Source organism: Pseudomonas sp. SG20052 (genome assembly GCF_031766055.1).
In the GTDB taxonomy this organism is placed as follows: domain Bacteria; phylum Pseudomonadota; class Gammaproteobacteria; order Pseudomonadales; family Pseudomonadaceae; genus Aquipseudomonas; species Aquipseudomonas mandelii.
Genome location: NZ_CP134498.1, coordinates 6,196,408 through 6,212,048, shown reverse-complemented (window position 1 = coordinate 6,212,048; position 15,641 = coordinate 6,196,408). Strand labels below are relative to the sequence as shown.

General features: G+C 60.7%; 13 protein-coding genes. 2 read left to right on the top strand and 11 right to left on the bottom strand.

The genetic code is table 11. The features are described 5' to 3' along the window. Positions 1–148: 148 nt before the first annotated feature. From RHP74_RS28600 to RHP74_RS28565, 8 genes are all read right to left on the bottom strand, one after another. On the bottom strand, positions 149–778 hold the full coding sequence (locus tag RHP74_RS28600) for a glutathione S-transferase (protein WP_010467070.1): 630 nt from the start codon (positions 776–778) through the stop codon (positions 149–151). Between the two features lie 157 nt (positions 779–935). Beyond that, positions 936–1,115: a hypothetical protein gene (locus tag RHP74_RS28595; protein ID WP_010467072.1), complete on the bottom strand. Its 180-nt coding sequence runs from the start codon at positions 1,113–1,115 to the stop codon at positions 936–938. Then, on the bottom strand, positions 1,112–2,242 hold the full coding sequence (locus RHP74_RS28590) for a PepSY domain-containing protein (protein ID WP_145309930.1): 1,131 nt from the start codon (positions 2,240–2,242) through the stop codon (positions 1,112–1,114). The genes RHP74_RS28595 and RHP74_RS28590 overlap by 4 nt, the downstream gene beginning before the upstream one ends. Before the next feature lie 71 nt (positions 2,243–2,313). After that, on the bottom strand, positions 2,314–4,740 hold the full coding sequence (locus RHP74_RS28585) for a TonB-dependent siderophore receptor (RefSeq protein ID WP_311096783.1): 2,427 nt from the start codon (positions 4,738–4,740) through the stop codon (positions 2,314–2,316). 248 nt (positions 4,741–4,988) lie between these two features. Next, positions 4,989–5,960: a FecR family protein gene (locus tag RHP74_RS28580; RefSeq protein WP_311096782.1), complete on the bottom strand. Its 972-nt coding sequence runs from the start codon at positions 5,958–5,960 to the stop codon at positions 4,989–4,991. Beyond that, positions 5,957–6,475, bottom strand: a complete 519-nt coding sequence (locus RHP74_RS28575; protein ID WP_010467082.1) for an RNA polymerase sigma factor — start codon at positions 6,473–6,475, stop codon at positions 5,957–5,959. The genes RHP74_RS28580 and RHP74_RS28575 overlap by 4 nt, the downstream gene beginning before the upstream one ends. A 241-nt stretch (positions 6,476–6,716) precedes the next feature. Next, the gene (locus RHP74_RS28570; RefSeq protein ID WP_311096781.1) at positions 6,717–7,424 is read right to left on the bottom strand and encodes a 3'-5' exonuclease; all 708 of its coding nucleotides are present in this window, start codon (positions 7,422–7,424) and stop codon (positions 6,717–6,719) included. Then, on the bottom strand, positions 7,421–9,361 hold the full coding sequence (locus tag RHP74_RS28565; protein ID WP_311096780.1) for a putative nucleotidyltransferase substrate binding domain-containing protein: 1,941 nt from the start codon (positions 9,359–9,361) through the stop codon (positions 7,421–7,423). The genes RHP74_RS28570 and RHP74_RS28565 overlap by 4 nt, the downstream gene beginning before the upstream one ends. 252 nt (positions 9,362–9,613) lie before the next feature. Here RHP74_RS28565 and RHP74_RS28560 point away from each other — a divergent pair, with 252 nt between their 5' ends. Continuing rightward, complete coding sequence (locus RHP74_RS28560) at positions 9,614–10,084, top strand: response regulator (protein WP_145309936.1); 471 nt, start codon at positions 9,614–9,616, stop codon at positions 10,082–10,084. Positions 10,085–10,127: 43 nt separating this feature from the next. Here the strand turns inward: RHP74_RS28560 and RHP74_RS28555 are convergent, their stop codons facing one another. Continuing rightward, entirely contained in the window at positions 10,128–12,305 is a 2,178-nt protein-coding gene (locus RHP74_RS28555; RefSeq protein ID WP_010467089.1) for a malate synthase G, read from the bottom strand. A 535-nt stretch (positions 12,306–12,840) separates the two neighbouring features. Here RHP74_RS28555 and RHP74_RS28550 point away from each other — a divergent pair. Then, on the top strand, positions 12,841–13,359 hold the full coding sequence (locus RHP74_RS28550; protein ID WP_010467092.1) for a glycine cleavage system protein R: 519 nt from the start codon (positions 12,841–12,843) through the stop codon (positions 13,357–13,359). A gap of 215 nt (positions 13,360–13,574) precedes the next feature. Here RHP74_RS28550 and rarD read toward each other — a convergent pair whose 3' ends face one another. Both rarD and RHP74_RS28540 read right to left on the bottom strand, forming a co-directional pair. Further along, entirely contained in the window at positions 13,575–14,462 is an 888-nt protein-coding gene (gene rarD / locus RHP74_RS28545) for an EamA family transporter RarD (protein WP_010467094.1), read from the bottom strand. Positions 14,463–14,625: 163 nt separating this feature from the next. Beyond that, positions 14,626–15,600: a serine/threonine protein kinase gene (locus tag RHP74_RS28540; RefSeq protein ID WP_077747291.1), complete on the bottom strand. Its 975-nt coding sequence runs from the start codon at positions 15,598–15,600 to the stop codon at positions 14,626–14,628. Positions 15,601–15,641 lie beyond the last annotated feature (41 nt).

Here is a 15,641-nt window from a genome sequence, read left to right as displayed (position 1 = left end):
GGTTTGTTTCCTGTTGACCCGGTGTGGTGCCATCGTGAGCGGGCTCGGTCCCACATGGGATCTGCAGTGAACACAAGGTTCGTGCACACCACCGATCAACTGTGGGAGCGAGCCTGCTCGCGATGAGGCCGGAACCGTCAGCGAAGATTCAAACCTTCGGCATCGTCGCCACCATCGACGGCCGCTGACTCACCTCAAAATACCAGGCCGCCAATTGCGGATTCGCCTCGCGCCATTGCAGATCCGGATGGCGCAGGTCGAGGTAACCCAGCGCACACGCCACGCTGATCGCCGCCACATCGAAATGGCTGGTCAGCTCGGCAATCGCGTCCTTCTCCAACAGCGCCAGCGCGCGACGAATCTTGTCGCGCTGGCCATCGAGCCATTCGTCCCACTGTTTTTCGGGGGCGCGCAGGGCCACTTCGTACCGAACCACCACCGACGCGTCCATGATCCCGTCGGCCAGCGAGGCCAGGGTCAAACGGCGCCAGCGGGCCGAACCGTCGCGGGGGATCAGCGGGTTGCCGACGTGTTGATGATCGAGGTAATCGAGGATCACCCGGCTGTCATGGATGACGTTGCCGTCGGCCAGGCGCAGGGCCGGGATCTTGCCCAGCGGGTTGTCTTCGTTGAGCGCCTGATCCGGGCTTACCGGTGTGAGCACGCAGTCTTGCAACGCCACGCGGTCGGTCTGACCGGTTTCGTGCAGCAGCACCATGACTTTGCGGACGAAGGGCGATAACGAATTGTGGAACAGGGTCATGCTGGGGGCGGACATGGCAGCGTCTCGGAGTTGGGCAATGCTGGGCAGCATAGCGCGTTCAAGAGATTGCTCAAGATCGTGGGGGCGAGCTTGCTCGCGAAGAGGTCGTTTACATTCAGCACCCCTGTTGAATGTCAGGCCGCCATCGCGAGCAGGCTCGCTCCCACAAGGATCAGCGGCGTTGCAGCAGGCCGCGCAGGGCCAGGACGGCAGGGACGCCCAGGCCAAGCCAGCTCAAGGCATCCCACACGCCGTCGCCCAGCAACGCGGCGAACAACCCCGCGGCACTGAGCAGCGCGATCACGGTGGGCGTGGCGAAGACCTTCCAGAAGTTCGACTGTCGTGGCCTCATGCTTGAGCCTCCGCTTGCTCGAGCGCAGGTTTTGCCGCCTTGCGCCGCACTACCCACAGATAAACCCCGCTGCCCAGCACGACGATGGTCAGCCCATCCAGAGTCGCCCAGAGGATTTTCATCGGCATGCCACCGTAATCTCCAAAGTGCAGGGGTTGCGACATGCCCATGGCGTCCATGTACCACGGTCGTTCCGCCACCGCCGTGACTTGCAGGGTGCTGGCGTCAATCAACACCGGGGTCAGCAGGTGCGAAGTCAGGTGGGTGCTGCCTTTCATGAACACGGCGTAATGGTGTTCGCTGGAAAACCGCGTGCCGGGGAAGGCGATGAAATCGGGTTGCATGCCCGGCGCGACTTCCTTGGCGATGTCGAGTAAACGGGTCGCGGGTGCCAATTGCGTCAGCGGTGGCGCGTCGCGGTAGGGTGCGATCATCGTGCTCAGTGCGTCGTTGCGCCAGGCGGCGATCAGCAGGTCGGCGCAGGCACTGATCACGCCGGTCACCCCGACCACCAGTGCCCAGGTCAGGGTGACCACGCCGATCAGGTTATGCAGGTCGAGCCAGCGCAGGCGAGTGGATTTGTCCTGGCGCACGCTGGCGAATTTCAAGCGGCGCATGAACGGCAGGTACAGCACCGTCCCGGAAATGATGGCCACGACAAACATCAGCCCCATGAACGCCAGCAACAACTTGCCCGGCAGACCGGCGAACATGTCCACGTGCAGGCGCAGCATCACCATCATGAAACCGCCGTTGGCCGACGGCATCTCCAGCGCTTCGCCGGTGCGGGCGTCGAGCATGAAGGTGTGCGACGAATTGGGCTCGGTACCGGCGGTGGCCGCCATGATGGCGATCGCGGCGTTGGGCTCTTCTTCGTCGAAGCCGAAATACTGCATGACTTCGCCGGGGCGATGTTTTTCCGCCGCCTGCACCAACTGCTGCAAATTCAGCTGCGGGGTGTCCGCCGGCATTTGCTTCAACTCGGCGGCATCGCCCAGCAGGTGGTCGATCTCGTGGTGGAAGATCAACGGCAGGCCGGTCAGCGCCAGCATCAGCAGGAACACGGTGCAGATCAGGCTGGTCCAGGTGTGGATGAACGACCAGCGGCGAATTGTTTTACTTTTCATTTGATGGCCTTCAGAAATACCAAAGCCGTCCCCGAAGGACGGCTTGGTCTTGGAGCGTTCAGCTCAGGCATTTACCACTTGTAAGTTGCACTGGCGACGACACTGCGCTGGTCGCCGTAGTAGCAGTAGAAACTGTCACAGGTAGAGATGTAGTCCTTGTCCAGCAGGTTGGTGGCGTTCAGTGCCAGGGACGCGCCTTTCAGGCTGTTGTCCAGGCGGCCGAGGTCGTAATGGACCGCCGCGTCGAACACGGTGTAGGCGTCGGCCTTGCCCAGCCAGGTGTTGCCCTGATCGCCGTAGGTGTTGCCGGTGTAGCGAGCGCCGGCGCCAATGCCGAAGCCATCCAGCACGCCGGTGTGCCAGGTGTAATCGGCCCACAGCGAAGCTTGTTGGTTGGGCATCAGTTGCAGTCGGTTGCCCTTGTAGTCGCCTTTCTGCACTTCGGATTTGGCCAAGGTGTAGGCCGCGATGATTTTCAGGTTTTCGGTCACGTCGGACACCGCTTCCAGCTCCAGGCCCCTGACCTTCACTTCGCCAGTCTGGCTGGTGATCGGTGTGGCGCCGACGGTGGTGGTGACCGAGACGTTTTTCTGGGTCAGGTCATACACCGCTGCGCTGAGCAGGGTGTTGCTGCCCGGTGGCTGGTACTTGATGCCCAATTCCCACTGCTTGCCTTCGGTCGGCTTGAACGATTCGGTGGCCGAGGCTGATGCGCCAGTGGTGGGCTGGAAGGATTCGGCGTACGACAAGTACGGCACGAAGCCCGAATCAAACACATAGCTGATTGCCGCGTTGCCGCTGAAGTTCTTGTCACGCTGGGTGTTGGTGGCGTCGCCCTTGTTGAAGAACTCGGTGCTGGTGTGGACCCAATCCTCGCGTCCGCCGACGGTCAGGCGCCATTGGTCGAGGGCCATTTGATCCTGCACGTACAGGCCGGTCTGATAGGTCTTCTGGTTGTAGTCGTAGAACGCGGTGGAGCGCGGTGGACGAACGATGGGCTGGCCATAGATCGGGTTGTTGACGTTGGTGGTCAGCCCGTCGCCGAAAATCGAGGTGTAGTTGGTGTTGCTGCGCTGGTGGTCGAGACCCAGCAGCAGGGTGTGACGGACATCGCCGGTGGCGAAGTCAGCCTGGAAATTGTTATCCACGGCGAACTGGCTGATGTCTTCATCGACGATGGTGCTGGTGCGCCCGACGTTGCCTTCGTTATCCACCTGGGTGAACGGATACGAGCCGACAGTGAGCCCCTGGAACGACAGATCGGATTTGGTGTAACGCAGGTTCTGCTTGAACTGCCAGACGTCGTTCAAGCGATGTTCGAACGCATAGCCCAGAGCGTAGTAGGTGCGGTCGTAGTATTCCCAGTCCGGGTCGCCGAGATTCTTATGATGGGAAACCTTGCCGAACGGCATGTCGATCTTGGTGCCCTGCACCGGCAGGAACTGGCTCGTGATGCCGGTATCGTCGCGGGTGAATTGCGTGAGCAGGGTGAAGCGGGTGTCTTCGTCGATGTTCCAGGTCAGGCTTGGCGCGATGTTGTAGCGCTTGTTGTCGACGTGGTCGATCTGCGTGCCGCTGTCGCGCACCACGCCGCTCAGGCTATAGAGGAACTGGCCTTCGTCGTCAATTTTGCCGGTGCTGGCGAAGTTGATCTGGCGCTGGTTGTCGCTGCCGTATTGCAGCTGGATCTCGTGGCTGTCTTCAGCGCTTGGACGGCGGCTGACCATGTCCAGCAAGCCACCCGGCGGGGTCTGGCCGTACACCGACGACGCCGGGCCGCGCAGCAGGGCGAGGCGATCGAGGTTCCAGGTTTCCTGTTTCGGGTTGGCGTAGGTGCCTTTCGGCAGCGGCAGGCCATCGAGGAACTGGGTCGGCTCAAAGCCCCGGACCCGCAGCCAGTCGGCACGGGTGTCGCTGCCGTAGCTGCTGGCGACGATGCCGGGCATGTAGCGCACGGCGTCATCGAGGTTCTGCACATTGCGATCTTCCATTTGCTGGCGAGTGGCGACCGATATCGAGCGCGGCGCTTCGACCAGCGCGGTGTCGGTCTTGCTGCCGGCGGCGGTGCGCGTGGCGACGTAGCCTTCCACCGGGCCCCAGGCGCTTTCAGTGTTTTGAACACCGATGACGGCGGTTTCCGGCAGGGCCAGCGTCCCCTCGGGGATGGCGGCCAGGCTGTAGGTGCCGGCGTTGCTTTGTTCCAGTTGCAGACCGGTGCCGCGCAAGGCTTCACGCAGGGCGCTGGCGGCGTCGTACTGGCCCTTGACCGGCGCTGAGGTCTTGCCCGCGGCCAGCGAAGGGTTCAACGATAGCGCGAGGCCCGCCTGGCTGGCGATCTGGTTCAGCGTGCTGGCCAATGGCGCGGCCGGCAGGTTGTAGGCGCGAACGCTGGACGCCTGTTCAGCGGCAATCAGCTGACTGCTGGCCAGCGGGGCGCAAAGGGCAATGGCGATGGCCAGCAAGCTGGGGCGCAACAAGGTGTCTAGCGAACGGGACATACAGCGGCTCCTGAATGGAAATATTTCTCAATTGCCTAGGTGCCGAATGAGAATCCCAAAGTGATAGGGCTGGATGAAAATAATTTCGATTCAGTAAGTGAGGGGGCTGAGTCTAGATGTGTGCTGTTGTGGACGGCCTCTTCGCGGGCAAGCCTCGCTCCTACGGGTTTTGTGTCGACCTGTGGAGCGATGACATCCTGTAGGAGCGAGGCTTGCCCGCGAAGGCGGCCGATCAGACGCAACACCCCTCAGGGCTTCGCATCGGCCTTCGCCACCGTCACCCACCACGGCGTGTGCTGTTCGATCTGCACGGGCAAGGTCGGCAGCAGCGCGCTCAGCGCCTTGTCGGTGTCGTGCAGGGGGAAGCTACCGGTGATCCGCAGGTCAGCCACCTCCGGCGCAACGCCCAAATGCCCCCGTCGATATCGACCGAGTTCGTGCACCAGGTCTTCCAGTCGTGTGTTGTCCACCACCAGCATGCCGCGGGTCCAGGCATCGGCGCCGAGGTTCAGCGCGACGATTGGGCCCAGGCCATTGCTGCGCATCAGCACTTGCTGGCCTTCACGCAGGATCTGCTCTTCAGGGCTCGACTGCGGATGGGCGGCCACCGCGGACTGCAACACGCTCAGTCGCGTGCCGTCGTCCTCGCGCTTGACCAGGAACCGCGTACCCAGCGCGCGCAGGCTGCCTTCACGGGTTTCGACGATAAACGGCCGCGCGTCGCCATGACCGGTTTCGACGAGAATTTCCCCTTCCTGAAGGATGATCAGCCGCTGCTTCTCGTCAAAACGCACGTCCACCGCGCTGTGGGTGTTGAGGTTGATCAGCGTGCCGTCGCTCAGGCGCAGGATGCGCTGTTCGCCGGTGGCGGTGCGCTGGTCGGCCAGCCAATAGTCGATGGGCAAATGACGATCACCGACGAACAGCGCCAAGCCGATTACTGCGACGACGCTGGCCAGGCCACTGCCGAGCTTGCGCACCCGCCGGCGAAGGCTTTCGCGCGATTGCAATAACGCCGTGCGCGCCGGGCCGCTGGCGACGCTGAAACGCTGGTCGAGCATGCCCAGCTGGCGCCAGGCCCGCGCGTGTTCCTCGTGGGCGGCGTGCCATTTGGCGAACTCTTCGCGCTCCACCGGGCTGCCGGAATCCAGGGACAATTGCCAGGCAATCGCGGCGTCCAGCACTTGGGCTGATACCGGTTTGGAACTGGCCGGGCTCATACCGGCTCACCGTACAGCGCGATGTAGCACTGACGAATGCCTTGGGCCAGGTATTGGCGAACCCGAGGCACTGACACGCCCAGACGCTCGGCGATTTGCGCATGGCCGAGGCCGTCGAGGCGGTTATAGAGAAACGCCGCCCGGGCCTTGCTGGAAAGCTTGCCAAGCAGGCGGTCGATGTTTTTCAGGTCTTCGAGGATCAGCTGCTGTTCTTCCACCGACGGTTGTTCGCCTTCGGGGATCAGCATCAATTCGGTGAGGTAGGCCTGTTCCAGCGCTGCGCGACGGAAATAATCGAACAGCAAGCCCTTGGCGATCGCCACCAGAAACGCCCGCGGTTCACGAGGCTCCTTCAGCTCATCACGGCCGAGCAGGCGCATGAAGGTGTCCTGACTCAGGTCTTCGGCTCGTTGTGGGCAGGCCACATTGCGTCGCAGCCAAGCCAATAGCCATCCGCGATGGTCGCGATACAACGCACCAACGAGCTCACTTTGGGGGCTTTGGACTGACGACACGCAGCATCACCGATTGGGAAGTGTTAACTAACGAGAATTGTTCGCGATTGTGGCAGAGGCGGGGGAGGTAAGCAATTGGCCACTGGTCAGGTGGTTTTTGATGGGGAGTCTTCAGGTGGACCGCGTTATCGTTCTTCGCGGGCAAGCCTCGCTCCTACAGGATGTCGTCGTTCCACAGATCGACACAAAACCTGTAGGAGCGAGGCTTGCCCGCGAAGGCGTCAGAACAGGCGCCGCAGATTTAGAAGGACGGCGCCCGCTGCCGGCGTTTCCACTGACTCACCCGCTGCTGCAAATCCAACGGGCTATGAATCTGCTGCTGCCGCGCCCGGCTGAACAGAATCAACGCCAGCTCCGCGGTGGCCAACGCATCGGCGCTGGCGTTGTGCCGTTCGAAGACTTCCAGCTTGAACCAGTCGATCCAGTCATCGAGCCCGGCATCGCGAATGTGCGCCTGAGGACACAGCAACGGTGCGATGTCCGCCACATCCAGAAACGTATTCTGCAATTTGTAGCCCAGATGCTCTTTCAGCGAACGCCCCAGCATGTGTTGATCGAACGGCGCATGAAACGCCAGCACCGGGCTGTCTCTGACGAACTCCATAAATTCGACCAGTGCCTGAGCCGGATCGCTGCCAGCGGCAATCGCGCTAGGCCCCAGACCATGAATCAATACGCTGGGCCCTACCTTCATATCGGCGCATTGCAGCGTGCGTTCGAACTGCTGGCTGAAATCGATCGCTCCGTCTTCGATCACCACCGCGCCGATGGACAATACCCGGTCCTTGTTCAGGTTCAGGCCAGTGGTTTCCAGGTCGAGCACCACCCAACGCTGCTCGCGCAGGCTGCATTCGCTCAGATCGGCCGCCGAGGGTAAGCGTTGCAGACGTTGCTGGAGTTCAGCGGTCAGGCTTGGGCCTGCCGGTCGCAGCCATGAAAACAGGCTCATAGCTGATACCGCAGGGCCAGGCTGCTTTGCAGGCGTTGAGCCTGGCGCAGGGACTCACGCAGGATCCGTCGGTCCAGATGATTGAGGCTGTCCGGATCGACCCGGTTGGAGTAGGGCAGGTTCTCCCGAGTCTGTAGCTGATGTTGCTGCATGCGGGTTTGCTGGATGAAGTGGTAGGCCTCTTCATACGCAGCGCCGTCGAGCCGTTCGATGACCTCTTTGGCCACCAGTTCGCGAAAGCGCTCCAGGGTATTGTTGGACTCGATGCCATGGGCCAGGGCCAGCAATCGGGCGCCATCGACGAAAGGCGTCAGCCCCTGGACCTTCAGATCCAGCGTGGCTTTCTCGCCATTCTTGCGCGCCAGCACGAACTCACGGAAACGTCCGACCGGAGGGCGGTTGCGCAAGGCGTTCTCGGCCATCATCCGCTGGAACAACCGGTTGTCATTCACCTGATCGAGAATCCCACGACGCAGCTGCTCGCAACCTTGTTCGTCGCCCCAGACCACCCGCAGGTCGAAATAAATGCTCGAACCCAGCAGGTTCTCCGGCGTCGCCTCACGAATAAACGCCGCAAAACGCCGCGCCCATTCGGCCCGGGACAAACACAGTTCGGGGTTGCCGGCCATGATGTTGCCCTTGCACAGCGTGAAGCCGCAGAGTGCCAGGCTCTGGTTGATCTGCTGGGCAATCGGCAGCAATTTGCCGCGAATTTCGGCGGCATGCGCCGCGTCCCGGGCTTCGAACAGAATGCCGTTGTCCTGATCGGTGTGCAGCGTCTGTTCGCGGCGACCTTCGCTGCCGAAGCACAGCCAACTGAATGGAATCCCAGGGTCGCCTTTTTCGGCGAGGGTCAGTTCGATCACCCGGCACACGGTGTGATCGTTGAGCAAGGTGATGATGTGGGTGATCTGGGTCGAGGAGGCACCGTGCGCCAGCATGCGTTCGACCAGTTGGCCGATCTCGCCGCGCAGCGCCACCAGGTTTTCCACTTTCTGGGCGCTGCGAATAGTCCGCGCCAAATGGACGAGGTCCACCCGTTGCAGGGAAAACAGGTCGCGCTCGGACACCACGCCGCACAGACGATGGTCTTTCACCAGGCAGACGTGGGCGATGTGCCGTTCGGTCATGGCGATCGCCGCATCGAAGGCGCTGTGGTCCGGTGACAGGAAAAACGGCGCCTGGGTCATGTGGCGTTCGATCGCTTCGTTGAAGTCATCAGTGCCGTCGGCCACCACATGGCGCAGGTCGCGCAGGGTAAAAATGCCCAGCGGGGCTTTGCGCTCGTCGACAATCACGATGCTGCCGACCTGTTGCTCATGCATCAGGGTCACGGCTTCACGCAATGGCGTGGCGGGGCTGCAAGTCACCGGGTGGCGCATGGCCAATTCGCCCAGTCGCGTGTTCAGCGAATATTGAGTACCTAGGGTTTCCACGGCTTTTTGCTGGACTTGCTGATTGACCTGATCCAGCAGGCTGCTGACACCGCGCAGGGCGAAGTCGCGAAACGTGGTGGAAAGGGCGAACAACTTGATGAACGCCAGCTTGTTGAGCTGAAGGCAAAAGGTGTCTTCGGCCGCCAAGTGTTCGGTGCGGGTCGCCCGTTCGCCCAGCAGCGCGGCGAGGGGGAAACACTCGCCGGTGGTGATTTCGAAGGTGGTTTCGGTGCCGCCCTTGGCCGTATGCGGGCGCTCACCCACAACCCGTCCTTGTTTGACGATATAGAAATACTCAACCGGCCCGTCGGCCGGTTTGATGATGCTTTCGCCGGGCGCATAAAAACGCAGCTGACATTGTTCAACCAGATACGCCAGGTGCGCGTGTTCCATTTGATTGAAGGGCGGGAATCGCTGAAGGAATTGCAAAGTGCCCTGGATGTTCTGCAACACCGCGGTTTTCCCTGCCTGTGTAAAGGCGTCCTCTCTACTCATAACCATTACCGCAGTCTTTTTTGAATTGTTGTCGGATGACTACCCCCATGGTCGGCTCGTACATGCAGGGTGCCCATTGGACGTAAGTCTAGGTCGGGGCGTGCAGGCTTCGGAAGTTAGGAAATGTCTGACGCAAATGCAGGAAAAACCTCCTACATTGGCTATAGGAAAAGTTTCCGACGAAGTGCACATTGAAGGTCTACTTAGCGATGTCTGACGAAAGTGCTAGGGGATTGAATTGAAAACGTAGAGAAAGCCATGTCCGACCACGATATTTTGAGTGACGCCGAGCGCGAGGCGCTGAGTGCCGTCATGCTCGAACCCGATTTACCGGCGCAGCGGGTGCTGATCGTTGACGACGATAAAGACTCGCGTGAGCTGTTGTCGGAGATTCTTGCGTTGGACGGTATTCGTTGCATGACCGCCGCCAGTGGCGAAACCGCACTCAAAATGCTGGACGAGAAACCCTCGATCGGCCTGGTGATTACCGATCTGCGCATGGGACACATCAATGGCCTGGACCTGATCCGCCAGGTTCGCCAGTCGGAAAGGGCGGCCATGCCGATCATCATCGTTTCCGGCGACGCCGATGTACAAGACGCGATTGCTGCAATGCACTTGAGCGTGGTCGACTTCCTGCTCAAACCTGTCAATACCGGCAAGCTGTTGGCGCTGGTCAAGCATGAGTTGGGAATGGATGCACCGGAATCTGAAATAAAAAGGCCCTGATCTTTCGATCAGGGCCTTTTTTTTGTCCGGCGTCAGTGCTCAGTTACAGGCCATTGGCAGCCTTGAACTCGCGGCGACGACGGTGCAGGACCGGCTCGGTGTAGCCGTTTGGCTGCTTCGTGCCTTCAACCACCAGTTCGACCGCCGCCTGGAAGGCGATGTTGCTGTCGAAGTTCGGTGCCAGCGGACGATACAGCGCGTCGTTGGCGTTCTGGCGGTCAACCACCGGCGCCATGCGCTTGAGGCTTTCCATGACCTGGTCATGTGTGACGATGCCATGACGCAGCCAGTTGGCGATGTGCTGGCTGGAAATCCGCAGCGTCGCACGGTCTTCCATCAGGCCGATGTCGTTGATGTCCGGCACCTTCGAGCAACCCACGCCCTGATCGATCCAGCGCACCACGTAACCGAGAATGCCCTGGGCGTTGTTGTCCAGTTCGTTCTTGATCTGTTCCGCAGTCCACTGCGGGTTCACCGCCAGCGGGATGGTCAGGATGTCGTCAACCGACGCGCGGGCACGTTTGGCCAGTTCGGCCTGACGGGCGAACACGTCGACCTTGTGGTAATGCAGCGCGTGCAACGCAGCGGCAGTCGGCGATGGAACCCAGGCGGTGTTGGCGCCGGCCAGCGGGTGAGCGATTTTCTGTTCGAGCATCGCCGCCATCAGGTCGGGCATCGCCCACATGCCTTTACCGATCTGGGCGCGACCTTGCAGGCCGGTGCTCAAACCGATATCGACGTTCCAGTTTTCGTAGGCGCCGATCCACTTCTCGGCCTTCATGTCCGCCTTGCGCACCATCGGGCCGGCTTCCATGGAGGTGTGGATTTCATCGCCCGTGCGGTCGAGGAAACCGGTGTTGATGAACACCACGCGCTCGCTCGCAGCTTTGATGCAGGCCTTGAGGTTGACCGTTGTGCGGCGCTCCTCGTCCATGATCCCGACTTTCAGCGTGTTGCGCGGCAGACCGAGGACTTCTTCGATGCGACCGAACAGCTCGTTGGTGAACGCGGCTTCTTCCGGGCCGTGCATTTTCGGCTTCACGATATAGACCGAACCGGTGCGGCTGTTCTTGCGCGAGTTGTTGCCGTTGAGGCTGTGGATCGCTGCCAGACTGGTGATCAAGCCGTCGAGAATGCCTTCCGGCACTTCGTTGCCATCTTTGTCGAGGATCGCATCGATGGTCATCAGGTGACCGACGTTGCGCACGAACAACAGCGAACGACCATGCAGGCTCAGTTCCTTACCGTCGACACCGGTGTAGGTGCGATCAGCGTTCATGGTGCGGGTAAAGGTCTGACCGCCTTTGGAGACTTCTTCCGACAGGTCGCCCTTCATCAGGCCGAGCCAGTTGCGGTAGATCACCACTTTGTCATCGGCATCGACAGCGGCGACGGAGTCTTCGCAGTCCATGATGGTGGTCAGCGCAGCTTCCATCAGGATGTCTTTGATACCGGCAGCGTCGGTCTGGCCGACCGGGGTGCTGGCATCGACCTGGATTTCGAAGTGCAGGCCATTGTTTTTCAGCAGGATTGCAGTCGGTGCGGCTGTATCGCCGTGGAAACCGATCAGCTGTGCATCGTTGCGCAGGCCGGTGTTGCTGCCGCCTTTGAGGGCGACGACCAGTTTGCCGTCAACGATCTTGTAGCCGGTGGAATCGACGTGAGTGCCGGCCGCCAAGGGCGCGGCTTCGTCGAGGAAGGCGCGGGCGAAGGCGATGACCTTGTCGCCGCGAACCTTGTTGTAGCCTTTGCCTTTTTCCGCGCCGTCAGCTTCGCTGATGGCATCGGTGCCGTAGAGCGCGTCATACAGCGAACCCCAACGGGCGTTCGAGGCATTGAGCGCGAAACGGGCATTCATCACCGGAACCACAAGCTGTGGACCGGCCATGCGGGCGATTTCGTCATCGACGTTTTGGGTCGTTGCCTGGAAATCAGCCGCTTCTGGCAGCAGATAACCGATGTCTTGCAAGAAGGCTTTATAGGCCACAGCGTCGTGTGGTTGACCGGCACGGGATTGGTGCCAGCCATCGATACGAGCCTGGAAATCATCGCGTTTGGCGAGTAGGGCTTTGTTCTTCGGCGCCAGGTCATGGATGACCTTGTCGGCACCGGCCCAGAACTTATCGGCGGTGAGGCCGGTACCGGGAATGGCTTCGTTGTTCACGAAGTCGAACAGGACTTTGGCGACCTGCAGGCCACCGACTTGAACGTGTTCAGTCATTGCTTGCCTCACTCTGCTCAGCTATTTCGCTTTTCAGCTCTTCAAATTAACAATGAAGCCTCTGGCTATTTAAACCACAAACCCCTTCCACCAGTACATGCCATTTCGGGCGGCTGGGATGGAACCGATCAACGGCTTTGAGGCCTTGCTGACAGGGCTATCAGGGCTGCGAGTGTGCCTGTGGCAGACATCGATCCAACGTTATGTAGTGCGCGCTGCGGCATACTACATGATGAATTGCGCTTGTGAAAATTAGACTAATTACGTCGTTCTGCGACCCCATGACGCATTGCGGTCACGTCGGGGTACGGGATGTTCTCAAAAAACTATTGGATTGTTCCAGTTAAATATAAAAACTTGTACACGATTTATTGTTCGCGATGTTCTTCGCGGCGCTCCTTTCGCGGGCAAGCCTCGCTCCTACAGGGGGCGGCTCCTTCTAGGAGCGAGGCTTGCCCGCGAAGGCGTCCGCCGATTCAACGCCGTAACAACCCTTGCCTATACTTCTTTTTCTATAACAAAAGAGGGCTGCGCCATGGACCACCTCGTACTCACTGTTTTCGCTCCGGACAAGCCAGGGCAGGTCGAGCGCATTGCCCAATGCATTGCCGAGCATGGCGGCAACTGGCTGGAGAGCCGCATGTCGCGCATGGCCGGGCAGTTCGCCGGGATTCTTCGGGTGGGCGTGCCGGCCGAGGCTTACGATGAGCTGGTCGATGCCCTGAAGGCGTTGTCCGCCCACGGTATTCGCGTGCTGATCGCCGAAAGCGGCATTGAGCAATCCTGCACCTGGAAACCGATTGCCATGGAGTTGGTGGGCAATGACCGCCCGGGGATTGTCCGTGACATCACTCGCCTGCTGAGTGAGCAAGGGGTGAGCCTGGAGCGTCTGGTGACCGAAGTGCGTCCGGCACCGATGAGCAGCGAGCCGTTGTTTCACGCCGAAGCGATCCTGGCGGTGCCGCTGACCTTATCGCTGGATGTCTTGCAGTCGCGCCTGGAAACCCTGGCCGACGATCTGATGGTGGAATTGGTGCTGCGCAGTGAACCCTGACCGGGTTATCCAAGTTAAACGTGCACCTGCCTGTGGATAACCTGTAGAGACAGCCCGCCAGCCCACGCCGGCCGGGCTTCTTCTAGATCTGATCAAAAAACCATCAGTTTCAACAAGTTGCGCACAAACGGCGGGGATCACGCTGTGGATAACCTTGGGAAGGATCACTGCAGGCCACGAAGGACGTGGCTCGCAGAGGTTTGTGTGTTTTTTGATCAGCTGCGGCGGCGAAGACTGATCACCGCATCGACGCTGTAAACCGCCAGACCTGCCCAGATAAAGATAAACGCGACCAGCGTGCTGGAAGACAAATGCTCGCCAAACAACAGCACGGCTTGCAACAGCACCAGCGTCGGCGCCAGGTACTGGAGGAAACCCAGCGTCGTGTAGGGCAGATGCCGTGCGGCGGCGTTGAAACACACCAGCGGCACCAGCGTTACTGGCCCGGCTGCGACCAGCCACCAGGCTTCGGATGTGGTCCAGAACTCGGGCTGAGCGCTTGTGGCCGTCTGATTGAACAGCAGCCAGGCAATGGCAATCGGCACCAGCATCCAGGTTTCCACCACCAGGCCGGGCAGCGCCTTGACGGGCGCTTGCTTGCGGATCAAACCGTAGAAGCCGAACGTCAGCGCCAACACCAGCGACACCCACGGCAAGCTGCCGACTTGCCACACCTGCTGCGCCACGCCGATGGCCGCCAGCCCCACCGCGATCCACTGCATGCGCCGCAGCCGCTCACCGAGGATCAACATCCCCAGCAGCACGTTTACCAGAGGGTTGATGTAGTAACCGAGACTGGCCTCAAGCATGCGCCCGTTGTTCACCGACCAGACGTAGGTCAGCCAGTTGGCCGCAATCAGCGTGCCGCTCAGGGCCAGGACCGCCAGGCGTTTCGGGTTATCCCGCAGTTCCTGCCACCATCCCGGGTGTTTCCAGACCATCAGCAACAACCCGCCGAACAGCGCCGACCACAGCACACGGTGAATGATGATCTCCACGGCCGGCACGCTGGCGATGGCTTTGAAATAGATCGGGAACAGGCCCCAGATGATGTAGGCACTCAGGCCCAGGATGTACCCGCGACGCGGGTTGGCAGCTTGCATGCAGAATCCTTGCTTAGGCAGCTAACAAAGAGGGGATTGTATAGATGTGTTGTATTTTTTGTAGGAGCGAGGCTTGCCCGCGAAGAACGATAACGCGGTATCTCAGGCAGACCGCGTTATCGTTCTTCGCGGGCAAGCCTCGCTCCTACTGGGGATCTGGTTGTCAGAAGAGCTTCAACGGTTCTTCGTTGAGAGCAGATAATTGCTCGCGCAACGCCAACACCTGATCACCCCAATACCGTTCACTGCCAAACCACGGAAAGCTGTGCGGGAACGCCGGGTCGTCCCAGCGGCGGGCGAGCCAGGCGCTGTAGTGCATCAGGCGCAAGGCGCGCAGCGGTTCGATCAGCGCGAGTTCCCGTGGGTCGAAGTCGTGGAATTCGTTGTAGCCGTCCATCAGTTCCGACAGTTGAACGAGACATTCCTGGCGATCCCCCGCCAGCATCATCCAGATGTCCTGCACCGCCGGGCCCATGCGACAGTCGTCGAGGTCGACGATGTGGAACATTTCGTCGCGGCACATCATGTTGCCGGGGTGGCAATCGCCGTGCATGCGGATGTTCTTGTGCGGGGTGGCCTTGTAGACCTCCTCCACGCGCTTGAGCAGGTCGCGGGCCACGGACTCGTAGGCCGGCAGCAGGCTCTTGGGGACGAAATTGCCTTCGAGCAGGGTGGTCAGCGAATCGTGACCAAAGTTCTTCACGCCCAGCGCTTCACGGTGTTCGAACGGCTTGGTGGCGCCGACGGCGTGCAGCCTGCCGAGCAACTGACCCAGTCGATACAGCTGATCAAGATTGCCCGGCTCCGGCGCACGGCCACCACGGCGGGGGAACAGGGTGAAACGAAACCCGGCGTGTTCATGCAGGCTGACGCCGTTGTGAATCATCGGCGCCACTACCGGCACGTCGCACTCGGCGAGTTCGAAAGTGAACTGGTGTTCTTCGAGAATCGCTTCGTTGGTCCAGCGTTGTGGGCGGTAGAACTTGGCGATCAGCGGCTCGGAGTCTTCGATGCCGACTTGATAGACGCGGTTCTCGTAGCTGTTGAGCGCCAGGATGCGTGCGTCGCTGAGAAAGCCGATGCTTTCGACGGCATCGAGCACGAGGTCTGGGGTGAGGGTTGCAAACGGGTGGGCCATGCTGACTCCTGCGCGCAGCAGGCTGCCGCGTCCGGCCAAGC